12 protein-coding genes and 1 riboswitch are annotated in these 12939 nt (G+C 33.0%); of the genes, 5 read left to right on the plus strand and 7 right to left on the minus strand.

Annotated features, from left to right (window positions below):
* Positions 1–3: 3 nt before the first annotated feature.
* The 4 genes from glsA to PRVXT_RS10225 form a co-directional block, all read right to left on the minus strand.
* Positions 4–921 carry a glutaminase A gene (gene glsA / locus PRVXT_RS10210; protein ID WP_350342772.1) on the minus strand — a complete coding sequence of 306 codons (918 nt, stop codon included), beginning with the start codon at positions 919–921 and terminating at the stop codon, positions 4–6.
* A gap of 12 nt (positions 922–933) precedes the next feature.
* A complete protein-coding gene (locus PRVXT_RS10215; RefSeq protein WP_350342773.1) occupies positions 934–1668 on the minus strand; it encodes a hypothetical protein in 735 nt (244 codons plus the stop codon).
* Positions 1669–1993: 325 nt separating this feature from the next.
* Positions 1994–4720, minus strand: coding sequence for a UPF0182 family membrane protein (locus PRVXT_RS10220; RefSeq protein WP_350342774.1), 2727 nt, complete (start codon positions 4718–4720; stop codon positions 1994–1996).
* A gap of 114 nt (positions 4721–4834) precedes the next feature.
* On the minus strand, positions 4835–5695 hold the full coding sequence (locus PRVXT_RS10225) for an RluA family pseudouridine synthase (RefSeq protein WP_350342775.1): 861 nt from the start codon (positions 5693–5695) through the stop codon (positions 4835–4837).
* A 97-nt stretch (positions 5696–5792) separates the two neighbouring features.
* Between PRVXT_RS10225 and PRVXT_RS10230 the strand changes: the two genes are divergently transcribed.
* The 3 genes from PRVXT_RS10230 (at position 5793) to thiE (ending at position 8584) form a co-directional block, all read left to right on the plus strand.
* Positions 5793–6890, plus strand: coding sequence for a PRK06851 family protein (locus tag PRVXT_RS10230; protein WP_350342776.1), 1098 nt, complete (start codon positions 5793–5795; stop codon positions 6888–6890).
* 70 nt (positions 6891–6960) lie between these two features.
* A riboswitch (TPP riboswitch) is annotated at positions 6961–7063 on the plus strand.
* Between the two features lie 57 nt (positions 7064–7120).
* Positions 7121–7927, plus strand: a complete 807-nt coding sequence (gene thiD, locus PRVXT_RS10235; protein WP_350342777.1) for a bifunctional hydroxymethylpyrimidine kinase/phosphomethylpyrimidine kinase — start codon at positions 7121–7123, stop codon at positions 7925–7927.
* A 21-nt stretch (positions 7928–7948) separates the two neighbouring features.
* Entirely contained in the window at positions 7949–8584 is a 636-nt protein-coding gene (thiE, locus tag PRVXT_RS10240; RefSeq protein ID WP_350342778.1) for a thiamine phosphate synthase, read from the plus strand.
* Positions 8585–8641: 57 nt separating this feature from the next.
* Here the strand turns inward: thiE and PRVXT_RS10245 are convergent, their stop codons facing one another.
* The gene (locus tag PRVXT_RS10245) at positions 8642–9349 is read right to left on the minus strand and encodes a CBS domain-containing protein (RefSeq protein ID WP_350342779.1); all 708 of its coding nucleotides are present in this window, start codon (positions 9347–9349) and stop codon (positions 8642–8644) included.
* A 197-nt stretch (positions 9350–9546) separates the two neighbouring features.
* On the opposite strand from PRVXT_RS10245, the gene PRVXT_RS10250 reads away from it, so the two are divergent.
* Complete coding sequence (locus tag PRVXT_RS10250; RefSeq protein WP_350342780.1) at positions 9547–10968, plus strand: MATE family efflux transporter; 1422 nt, start codon at positions 9547–9549, stop codon at positions 10966–10968.
* A 66-nt stretch (positions 10969–11034) separates the two neighbouring features.
* Here the strand turns inward: PRVXT_RS10250 and PRVXT_RS10255 are convergent, their stop codons facing one another.
* Positions 11035–11379 (minus strand): hypothetical protein, encoded by a 345-nt coding sequence (locus PRVXT_RS10255; RefSeq protein ID WP_350342781.1) that lies wholly within the window; start codon positions 11377–11379, stop codon positions 11035–11037.
* A gap of 164 nt (positions 11380–11543) precedes the next feature.
* Positions 11544–12284, minus strand: coding sequence for a glycerophosphodiester phosphodiesterase (locus tag PRVXT_RS10260; RefSeq protein ID WP_350342782.1), 741 nt, complete (start codon positions 12282–12284; stop codon positions 11544–11546).
* Positions 12285–12449: 165 nt separating this feature from the next.
* Between PRVXT_RS10260 and PRVXT_RS10265 the strand changes: the two genes are divergently transcribed.
* Entirely contained in the window at positions 12450–12911 is a 462-nt protein-coding gene (locus PRVXT_RS10265; RefSeq protein ID WP_350342783.1) for a methylated-DNA--[protein]-cysteine S-methyltransferase, read from the plus strand.
* Positions 12912–12939: the final 28 nt, after the last annotated feature.

A 12939-nucleotide genomic window follows, 5' to 3' on the forward strand; every position in this document is an offset into this window, starting at 1 on the left:
CCTCTAAAAAATGCTCAAATCTAACTTTGTACTTAAATCTTCTAGCATTTTAACTCCCGCAATACTATTACCTTTTTCATCTAATGCAGGTCCCCATATGCCGATTCCATAATGGTTAGGTGATACTGCCATCACTCCCCCACCTACCCCGCTTTTAGCAGGTATGCCTACCTTTATAGCAAATTCTCCAGAAGAATTATACATCCCACAAGTTACCATAAAACTCTTGGCGATTTGTGTTATACTTTGAGAAACTAATTGCTCTTCTGTATTTATAGTTTTTCCTTGATTTGCTAAAAATCCCCCTAAGTAAGCTATATCTTTGCAAGTAACATCTAATGAACAGTGCATAAAATAAAAATCTAAAATTTCTTCCACTTCTCCAGATAATATTCCAACATCTTTTAGAAAATAAGCTGTTGCTCTATTTCTATGACCAGTATTTCGTTCTGATTCAAAAACTTTTTGATTTACTGACAAACGTCTTCCTAGAATAGGTTCAAAAAAATCAATAACCCTTTCAATTTTATGTTGATTACTTTCCCCTTTTATCATTGAAGAAATAGCTATAGCCCCTGCGTTAATCATAGGGTTTAATGGCTTTGATGGATTTATAGTTTCCAACTTAATTATGGAATTAAAAGGGTCGCCAGTAGGTTCCATCCCCACCTTTGAAAACACATATTCGGCACCTTTATCTTGCAAAGCCAAAATCAAAGTAAATATCTTAGAAATACTTTGTAGGGTAAAAAATTTATCAGTGTCACCTTGATTAAATATTTTGTTACTTTTTAAATCAACTAAACTTATGCCTAAACTTCTCTTATCTTGAGAGGCTAAGGCGGGAATATAGTGTGCCACTTCTCCATTATCACAATACTTTTTATTGTTTTCTAATATCTCTTTTAACAGTTTTTCCATTAACTAACCTCCCTAATACTTTTTTTTGTTTAACAACAATAAAAATACATCACCTCTAATTAAATGATCTGGTTCTTTATTTGCCAAAAGAGGATCATCTGAAAGAATATAATTAAAGCGTCTTTCTTCTAAGTTTTTTAACGTTGCAAAGGTAAAAGTAGCGGTGCCCCCTTTATAAATTACACAAACCTTTTCTTTATGAATACGACACATACTTTTTATAACATCAAAAGAAACTTCCTCTTCTTCCCTTTGCTCTATGCTTTCATTTCTATCTAAATGTAGTTTTTCTAATAAAACTTTATAACCAAATGTATTTCTTAGTTCATAGCTAAAAGCATCAACTACATCGTCCCAACTTAGAGTTTTTATCCACTTTCCACAGTTTTGTATAGCACTCTCTCCTATAATAACCAAATTGCAATTTTTTATCTTTTCATCTTGGTTTAACACCTTATCCTTAATATAGTTAAACTTATCTATCTGCCCATCGGCATGATAGCCAGAAATAAATAACAGTCTATCATTAATCCTTATAACCAAGGGAAATGGTGGCCTTTTATGAAAAGAATACGAAATCAAACTATAATCTGTTACAATATCTATTTCAGAGATTGTAAAGTTTTCCTCTATATCTATGCAGCTTAAAAAGCTTTTTAGTCCAGTAAAATCATCTGTCATAAAAAGATGGGGAAGTAAAGTTTTATATAAGTAATCATCTCCTGTTACTAAGTCTTTATATGGCATTAAAAATAAACTCCTTTCAAAAGTAGTTAAATATTAAAATATCCAGTAAAATTCCTTTTAAACCTAATATATTATTTATTCTAACTCCTTTTATGTTTTCCTGCACACTATAGGAAAATATTGTGCCTAAATTCTAGTAAATGGGGTTTTTAAAATCTGAAGTAAGTATAAACAAAGTTATTTTTCCTCATGTATACACAAAAGGTTCTATGACTCCCAATAAATTTGACAATCCTGATGATAAATACAAGTTTATGATAGTTTTGCGTTGCTAAAAAATGATGAAAGGAGCCTGTAGTTTTTTAGCTACAAGCTCCTTTTATCGTTATTCTTCTATGTCTTCACCATCTTCTACTTCACTATCTAATTCTTGCTGAAATTCATCCATGTCCACTTCATTTTCTAAATCGGTCAAAAGCTGTGCTAGCCTATCCATATTACTACCATATTCTGACCAGTTTCCTTCTCTAGCTGCTTGCTCTGCTGCTTTAAACGAAGAATTAATTTCTTCAACTAATTCTCGTAAATTTCTATCTACTATCTCATCAGGATCATATGGTACGTACTCTTCCCCGTCTTCTACTACACCAAATAACCTATCTAGAGCCTCATCTAAGCTTCTTTCCATAACCAACACATCATTATAATACAGAAGTACCTGCCTCATTTCTGGGACACTTCTACTTTCTGAAAGAATATATAGCGGTTCTACATATAACATAGAACCCCCTATGGGAATAGTTAACAAGTTACCTCTAACTACCGAAGAGCCACCCTGTCCCCAGAGGGTTATTTGTTGAGAAATATCAGGATCCTGATCGATATATGCTTCAACCTGGCTAGGTCCTTCGATATGATCTCCTGGTGGAAAGGTATATAAATATAACTGTCCATAATTATCCTTATCATTTCCTGCTGCAAGCCATGCATTCATGTTATTTCTATTTTTGGGCGTATATGGGTTAATTAACAGAAATTCCTCTTGTTCAAAGTTTGGTAGTTGTGCAGTAATATAATAGGGTTCTACCTCAATATCTTCTCCATGATATCTTTCTACCGGTATCTCCCAAACATCATCTGCATTATAAAACACACGGGGATTATCAGTATGATAAACTGTTAACACATTTCTTTGAACATCAAACAAATCTACAGGATATCTTATATGGTTTTCCAAATATGAAGGGAATTCTTCCCTAGGTTGAATCAGATCTGGAAAAACATGCTTCCATGCTTCAATAATTGGTTCTTCTTCAAATTGATAAATATCAACTGTACCATCATAAGCATCTACTACAATTTTAACAGAGTTACGAATATAATTAACACCATTTACTGGTTGTGAATATGGGTATTTATCTGATGTGGTGTAACCATCTATTATCCAGTAAACTCTCCCATTTGCAACTACTGGGTAAGGGTCACCATCTAAAGTAATAAACGGTGCCACCTTATTTACTCGATCCACTATATTACGATTATAAAGTATTTTGCTATCATCTGTTATTTGGTTCGATAGCAATAATATGCGTTTTTGATACTTTGTAGTATATAATAACCTTCTTAAAGGATTCAACTCTACTCCATCTTTTCCTTGATAAACAACTTCTTTTTCATCGAAAGAAATTTCACCATCTTTTGTATTAACCACCGCAAACTCGTCGGTCATTTCTCCAAAGTAAATTTCTGGTTGCTCTAACTCTATATCAACTTCAGCTTCCACCGGTAAATTACGGAGGTAGTAAGTGGGGTGTCCATTAGATGTCACCTGGTTTACCGGACTCATTACCACTCCATGACCATGGGTGAATTTAAAATGTCTATTTAATTGGGTGTCAGTGGGTATAGAGTCGGAATCAAGTTCTCTAACTGATAACATCACTTGTTGTTGTTCCCCATCAATATCGTACCGATCGATATCTATATCATTAAAATCATAATAAAGCCTTAATGACTGGTTTTGATGGTAATGCTCCTTTAATGGGCGATAATCAAGTAGTCTTATGTTATTTAAAGTTTCCTCATAACCACTTAAATCACTTCTGGTAAGCTCCTGTTGGTCTAGAGGAAACACTTCTCTTTTGATACTATCAAGCCCGAATCCCTGCTTAGTTCCTTCAAGGTGGTGGGCTATATAAGGATGTTCCCTTGATTCTTCATCAGGAGACACAATTAGTCGTTGATTAACACCTGCATAAATGCCTCCAACTAGGGAAACTATGATTAAAGACAAAGGTATTGCCATGAAAATTTTTTTCTTTTTTAGTTTAATGTTTACCGCCATTCCAATTAAAAATCCAATGCTAAGAACTTGTTGAATGCGTAAAAAAAACATCCTAACATTTACGTCAGTATACCCTGCACCATATAAGCTATTGGACTCCGTTAGTAAAAATCCATACCTCTGTAAGCTGCGGGTTAATATAAACCACACTAAAAATAAACTAACCAAAATTGATAAATGAGCTATGCCTTTAGAGGATAACTTTAAATCTACATTGTTGGTGGTAGGATTAAAATTTTCAACTACAAAATAAGAAATCCCTACTCCAATAAAAGCTATAACTAAAAGTACTAAAAAGGAACTAGCTAGTACTTCATATATGGGATAATGAAATAAGTAAAAACTTATATCCATACCATGAATTGGATCAACCGTTCCAGTTGGGTTAGAATTCATCGCTAATAAGACTCTATCCCATACTGATGGAATAATTATCATCCAAAAAAAAGATAACACAGCTGCTAACAGCAAAGCATGAATTTTTTTGGGTTTAAATTGACTGTTAATTTTATCAATATCCACAACTCTGAGGTTGTGGCTGAATTTATTAAACAAATTAACTAACGGCACAAAGTTTGCTGCTAAAAAAGCAAAGCCTACTCCCCAAAATATTAGTTTAAAGGCAACTTCCCACAGTAAAGGTTTTATCATAACTTGAGTTATATCTAGGCTTGAATACCATAAAAACTCAGTATAATAATTAACCATCAAAAAAAACAAAACGATTAGTCCTACAATCGCTAAAATAGCTATAGACGTTTTTTTCATAATCTTTCTCTCCCTTCCTTTTAAAATTAACATAAGAACATAAAAAAAACCATATATTTTAGTTGATTTTTTATGTTTAGTGTCATTAACTGTTTTATATAAAATATATGAAATTTATTGACTTTGTTTACATTCTTTTATTACTTGTGAAAAATCATTTGGTAAGCTTGCCTTTATAATAACTTTATCACGTTTTATAGGATGTATAAAATCAAGAGAAAATGCATGCAGTAAATGTCTAACCTTTGAAAAGTTGTCTTTGTTATATATTCTATCACCGACAATGGGATGGCCGATATCACTTAAATGACGTCTTATTTGATGAGTTCTCCCTGTTAATGGCTTTACTTTTAAAAAACTATGGTTTCCCCAGAAATTTAACACTTCATATGCAGTAACAGATTTTTGTTTCATTTTAGTAGTGTGATTGAGTAACGGTATATCTATAATTTCTTTTCTACATTTAGGTACCCCTTCTACTATTGTTAAGTAAGTTTTTTCAACCTTCCTTTGCTCAAATAATTCTGAGAAAATTTTACTGGTATAGGCCGATTTAGCTATCATTATAACTCCCGATGTATCCCTGTCCAGCCTATGTATAGGATGAAATGAGTAAGTTTGCTTATTTGAACTTTGGATAAACTTAATAACATTCAATAAGGTATGAGTTTTTTCTTTATAGGTAGGATGAGTCAACATTTTGGCTGGCTTGTTAACAGCTATGATATAGTTATCTTCGTATAGCACCTCTACCTTATAATCATATTCTTCAATAAAAGATTTGTTGCTTGGAAGTAAAATAATAACTTCATCCCCTTTTTTCACCGGCGCAGTAATTTTATGTTTAAATCCATTTATATAAATTTCAGCCTTTGACTTTACTCTTCTATAGTGCCTACGGGAAAATTGTAAGTTTTGTTGAAGGTAGTGTCTTATACTTGTTTCCTCTTTTATGGTAAACTGGTATTTTTCCATTGTTAAAACCTCTTTTTTATACACCTTTAAAGAATACAATCATATAATAATTAGCAGAAAATCATTCTTATATTTCTTTAAAAGGTGGAGTTTAAATATGAACAAAAAAATTAAAAATATATTTGCCGGTGGCAACACGAAAGACGGATTTCATTCATTTTATAAAGATGTTCTTTCCCCCTTAAGCAGGCTTTTCATCCTAAAGGGAGGACCAGGTACAGGTAAATCTTCGTTAATAAAAAAAATAGGGCGCTTCTATAAAGATAAAGGTTATACCCTTACCTTTTTACATTGCTCCTCTGATACAGAGTCTTTAGATGGAGTAATTATAAATGAGCTTTCTTTAGGGGTAGTAGATGGAACAGCTCCCCATATTGTTGACCCTGAAATCCCCGGAGTAAAAGATGATATTATTAACTTGGGTGATTTTTGGGACAGAGATGTTTTAATACAAAACAAAAATGAAATAATTAGACTTAAAAAAAACATTAACCATTACTTTAATACAGCTTATAAGCATCTTAACCAAAGTTCGCTATTACAAAAAAATATGGCAAACCTTTATGCCCCATATATTGATAAAGCAATGGTCAAACAAATCAAAGATAAGTTAATATCAATGACATTTGAAGACACAAGTAAAAATGGAAATAAAGGGAAAGAAAGTCGATCCTTTGCAGGCGCTATAACACCCCGGGGTATTGTGTCCTTTGCTGGGGAGCTCACAGATAAAGCCGCAAAAAGGGTGCTATTGTTGGGAAGACCAGGAACAAACAAGTCAACCATAATGAAAAGCTTAGCCGCTGAAGCAGTTCTGTTAGGCTATGATGTTGAGCTTTACCATTGTGCTCTTAACCCCCAAAAGTTGGATGTTGTTATTATACCACAAAAGCAAGTAGCTTTTATAGATGCATCGCCACCTCATAAACTTGAAACAAAAAAAGCTGATGACATTTTAATTGACATGTTTGCTTTAACAGTCCCTCGAAAAATTGCTAATAACAATAAAGATGAAATATTAAAGTTGCAAGAAGATATAATTATACAAATTGACACTGCCAGAAATAACATCAGAAATGCAAAAGATAATCATAAAAAATTAGAAAATTTTTATATAAATGCTATGGACTTTTCTAAAATGGATGAGGTTTTTCAACAAATCATTTCTTATAGGGAAACAAATTCTTCTGAATAAGTGGATTTAAAGAAATCGTTATAAGCATAGCCACACTTTTTATGTTATAATATATTCAAATTAAATAGTAATTGATCTCTAGGGGAGCAGTTTGCTGAGAAAGAGCTTTACACTCTTGACCCTTTGAACCTGAACTGGTTAAAACCAGCGTAGGAAAGAGTATTGCATCTTAATACCGAAAAGCAATTCCTACATTTTAGGGATTGCTTTTTTATATAAGGAGGCCAAAAATGAAAAGGTTGTTTAAAACTATTACGATAGCTGGTTCAGATAGTGGTGGAGGTGCAGGTGTACAGGCTGATATTAAAACATTTCAAGCTTTTGATGTCTATGGTATGTCTGCCATAACTGCGATTACATCTCAAAACACAACTGGAGTAAGCTCAGTGATGAATGTTTCACCTAATGTTATATATGATCAAATTGCCATGGTCAGTAAAGACATTGGTATTGATGCCTGCAAAATTGGCATGTTAGCAAATACTGAAGTAATTGATGCAGTCTTTAAAGCTCTTGTGGATTTTAAAATACAAAATATTGTTCTTGATCCTGTTATGGTTGCTAAAAGTGGAGATTACTTGTTAAGAAGAGGTGATGAAAATTCCTTAGTAAAAAAACTCCTTCCACTTTGCTTTTTAGTAACACCAAATATTCCAGAAGCTGAACTAATATCACAAACTTCGATTAAAACAAAAGAAGATATGATTAATTCCATTCTAGAAATTAAAAGCTTGGGTCCTAAAAATGTATTACTTAAGGGAGGACATATGCAAGGGGATTTTTTAACAGATATACTTTATGATGGTATAGATTTTTATGAATTCACCTCTAAAAAGGTAAATTCTAAAAACACCCACGGCACAGGATGCACCCTTTCCGCTGCCATCACCGCATCACTAGCAAGGGGGAACAGCTTATATGAAGCGGTAAAAATAGCTAAAAAATATACCTTGGAAGCTATAAAAAAAGCACCAACAAATATAGGTCAAGGACACGGTCCCTTGTATCATAATCTAAACTTTTCAAAGGTAAATTAAAAAACAAATTGGAGTGATAGCATGAAAAATTATAAAGTTAGTTACAAATTATATTTAATTGCCAATTACAAAAATGAAGATGTAAACTCTTTCTGTAAAAAAGTTGAACAAGGGCTAATGGGGGGAGCTACAATTGTGCAGCTGCGAGCTAAAAAAAGTACTACAAAAGCAATTATTGAAGTGGGTAAAAAAATTAAAGAAATAACTGATAGATATAAAATCCCTTTAGTTGTAAATGATCGTATTGATATAGCTATGTTGCTAGATTGCCATGGAGTGCATCTAGGCCAAGATGATGCACCTATAAAAGATAGTCGTTCGCTATTGGGATCTGACAAAATAATCGGTGTAACCACAAGGACTGTAAAACAAGCACAATTAGCTCAAGAGGAGGGGGCTGATTACGTTGGAGCTGGAGCATTATTTGTAACCTCAACTAAATCAGATGCCATTCCTTTACAATTAGAAACTTTAAAGAAAATAAAAGAAACTATTCAAATTCCTGTAGTTACAATCGGAGGTATAAACAAAGAAAATATCATTAACATTCCCTTTTCTTTAATCGACGGAATAGCTGTTTCTTCAGGAATTCTCCATCAAGAAGATGTCAAAAAAGCAACCCAGTACATAAATAGTAAAGTGTCTATGCATTTATAATCACACACATAAAAACTCAGTCTACAAATTTTTATTAATGTAGACTGAGTTTTTATTTTACAAATATTGGCTAGACAGCACTTTATACTGATGTTTTTCCAGTACTTTTTTAGCTCTTTCTCCTTCTTCTACCTTTAATATAACCAGGTATACGTCACGATACCTAGGCATCGTAGTAACTGCTGAAATAATATTTATTTTAGCGTTCTTTAAAACTCCTGTTATATTCCCTAAACTACCCAGGTCATCGTCAACTGCTAAAGTTATTCTTTCTCCTTTTTCAGATAATGCAAAAATTTCATCAAAAACTTCTAAAATATCAGTTTTTGTTATCACACCTTTAAGCTCTCCAATATCATTTACAGCTGGCAAAATATTAATACTGTTTTTTAACATTAATTCTGCCGCCTCTTCGATAGGAGCTTCTTTATCTACGGTAACTATATCTTTTTCCATAAGTTCTTCCACCGTACGAAAATGCAAAAACTGCGCAATTCTTCTTTTATTAACATCCAGTTCAAGCTTGCTAGTGCTAAAGGGTAATGGCAAGTCTAAATCCACCCCAGCAGTTATGTTTTGCTTAGCACAAAACGCACAAAACTCACGCATAATAACCCGCTCAGTAATAATTCCTTTAAGCACTCCTCCTTCTAAAACTGGCAAACCTTCATAATGATTTTTTTCAAACAAAATTAAAGCTTCATAAAGTGATCTTTTTGGCCCAATAGTTACAACATTTTCTGTCATTCTTGTTCTAACAAACATTAAGTACACCTCCTCTTTTTTCTAATATTCAATTAAAATGTTGCATTTCCTTCTTTTGAGCTTAAATTTTCCGGCAAAGTAAAAAAGCAATCATTTATATATATGCTAAAATAAACAATTTAGAAGCAGAAAAATACTTCCACACTCTATTCTTTTTGTACCCTAAATGATATAATATATTTATTGGGGTGATAATTTTGAAATCAAAAAAACAATTGTTAACACAAGACAAAAGTATTTTGACAGGGATATTACTTCTAGCTTGGCCTATAGTGTTGCAATCTCTTTTACAGGTTGTTATCGGTACTGTTGATATTAAAATGGTAGGCTCATTTGGCGATCATGCTATAGCCGCCGTAGGATTTGGCCGCCAAATTGTTATGATTGCTATGGTGCTTGTTATGGCAATTTCCACTGGGACTACAGCAATGGTGGCAAGATTTATTGGTATGGGTGACCAGAAAAAAGCTGCTTCTGCCGCAGGTCAGGCCTTTATCTCAGCTCTTCTAGTGTCTGCAGTAATGGTGCCCATTGGGCTTCTAACTCAAACCCATATACTTAATATAATGGGAGCAGGACCCGAAACTTCTGCCTTAGCTGAAGGTTATATGACAGTGTTTTTTTTAAGTGTCCCTTTCTTTTTACTAAATTTTGTAGCTCGCTCTATTTTTCAAGGAGCTGGTGACACCGTTACCCCACTTATAATAGATATTATTATGAATATATTCAATGTTATATTTAATTATATATTTATATTTGGCTATGGCCCTATTCCATCCTTAGGTGTAACCGGAGCCGCAATAGGTACTGCTTTGGCAAGAGTAGTTGGCAGCAGTTTAGGATGGGGAGCATTATTAAGTGGTAAGTTCGTACTTTCCTTATCTATAAAACAATTATTAAATCCAGCTTCTGACATGATAAAACAAATGTTTTCTATAGGTCTACCCGCTGGGTTACAAGGCTTATCTAGAAACATTAGTACAGTCATTATTTTTGCTTTGCTGGCACGAACTACAGCTCAAGATTTAGCAAATGCAACTTTTACCATTGGTATGAATCTTAATCAGTATGCACTAATGCCAGGACTTGCAATTGGAACAGCAGCTGCTACCCTTTCTGGAATGAATTTAGGAGCTGGTAAGGTTAAAAGAGCAGAAAAGTCCGGATATATATGCACACTTTTAGCTGCTGGATTTATGTCCAGTGTAGCTCTCATTTTTGTAACATTTTCAACTCAGCTACTAACTTTCTTTTCTGCCGATGCTTCACCAGAACTTATATCCATGGGACGAACATTGTTGATATGCCTAGCAGTAGCAGAACCTTTTCACGCAATGGCCATCATATTCTCAAAATCGATGCAAGGAGCTGGCTATACTACCATGCCTTTTCTTACAACATTATTTAGTTGGCTTGTTGTACGAGTGCCATTAGGTTATTATTTAGCTTTCCAACTTAACATGCAAGAAACTGGCATATGGATCGCAATTGCATCAACTAATATACTTGCCGGTATGATAAACTTGCTTTTATTCAAATCTGGCAAATGGAAAACTGTGAAAATTGAATCTAGTATGAAAAATAAAACACCCACTACTACTTTCAAAAAAGCTATTTAAACCATAAAACAGCCTGCGCTATTGCGCTAGGCTGTTTCCCTTTAACAAAGCCATGCTAAAATTGTCTTAAAAACTTATTTTCAAATCTAAACTTCCTGTTCTTCTTTGTTCTGAAAAAAAATCTCCACTAGCTTCAACATTTTGCAAAAATTCTTCAGCAGTACCCTGTTTTGCTTCCCATTCTCCTATCCAATACATTCCTTCACTATTTTTTACCACAATCCTATTAATTCCCTTATTTACCTCAATTGCTGCATTATTTGCCCCTACAACTTTTCCATTAAACATAACAGTACTTTCTTCATCTGTGTCAATGTTTATAGTAAGCCACGGTTCTCTATTGCTTATCCCCAAAATACAAATAACCAGTACAAAAGCAATCCCCATTAACGTTACTGATTTTTTATCCATTACCATCCCCCTAATTTATTCCCTATTTATATATATAGACGATTTATATAGCCAAAATGTTTCACTTTTTTAAATAAATATTAACTTTTTTAAAAAATTATCAAAAAGCAAAATAAAACTACATTTATGAATAAATCATAATTGTAGTTTTATGTTTTACTATTTTAATAATTAACTATTTCTGTTCTTATTCTTTTTGCTTTTTGAACACAGTTAGTAATAAGAATGTCTACCCCCCAGTTAATAAACCTTTTAATATCCTTTTCTTTATCGACTGTATAAACATTCACCTTTATATTGTTTTTATGAGCTTGCTTTACTTCATTTTCGCTTATACTAAAATAATTAGGGTGAATAGCATCAGCATTTATTAACTCTTTAGCATACTCCCATGACTTATAAATTTTAGCCCTGTATAATAATCCTGTTTTAATTTCAGGCTCTACCTCTTTAACTTTTATAAGACTTTTCTGATTAAAAGTTGATACTATTGTTCTATCCATTAATTCAAAGCTTTTAATTAACTTTATCACTTTTTCCTCAATATTAGGGTATTTCACCATACCATTTTTCAGTTCTATGTTAAGATATATGCCTTCAGTATTTTTAAAAAAATCTAGTGTTTCCTCTAAACTAGATATTTTGCTATCAATAAATTTATCGGAGAACCAAGCCCCACAATCTAGTTCTCTAAGTTGTTTATATGTATAATTCTTTAGATAACCTTTAGCCCCTGTGATACGATTCAGCTTTTCATCATGAAATATAACTGGCACACCATCTTTGCTTAATTGCACGTCCAACTCTACACCATCAGCACCAGCATCTACAGCACTTTTAAATGCTGCCATCGTGTTTTCTGGTGCCACCTCACTGTTGCCTCGATGGGCTAATATTTTAGTCAAAATAACTTCCCCTTTCCGCTTTATGTTTTCATTGACATCATTTAAAGCAATGCATAGAATTATGTATAAAGTAAAACTGCAATCTTCCTATCCCCAAATTGTAGTTAAACCATCCACAATTGACCAGCTACAATTATGGTTAAATTATAAAAAGGAGGCTAAAAGATGTATTATAAAATTATGGATAGTCCTTTAGGAGACTTAATTTTAATAGCTAATAAACAGGCTTTACATAGAATATCTTTTGAAAAAAAAACTCTACCAACGTTAGAGAAAATAAACACACCTATACTTCAATTAGCTGAACATGAATTACAAAAATATTTTAAAGGGTCTTTAAAAGTGTTTTCAGTCCCTATTTTTTTACATGGCTCTAATTTTCAAGTGGCTGTGTGGAATCACCTTAAACTATTACCTTATGGTAAAACAACCTCTTATGGTGAAGTTGCAAAAGCTATAGGTAATCCAAAAGCTGTGAGAGCTGTAGGACAGGCAAACAATAAAAATCCAATACCTATTATAATCCCTTGTCACAGAGTTATTGGCAAAAATGGATCTTTGACAGGATACTCTGGAAAAATGGAGAACAAAAGAACACTTTTAAAATTTGAAGGAATAAAACCGTGAGTACTGGGGACTCACGGTTTTTAAAATT

It is taken from the genome of Proteinivorax tanatarense (assembly GCF_040267685.1).
GTDB lineage: Bacteria > Bacillota > Proteinivoracia > Proteinivoracales > Proteinivoracaceae > Proteinivorax > Proteinivorax tanatarense.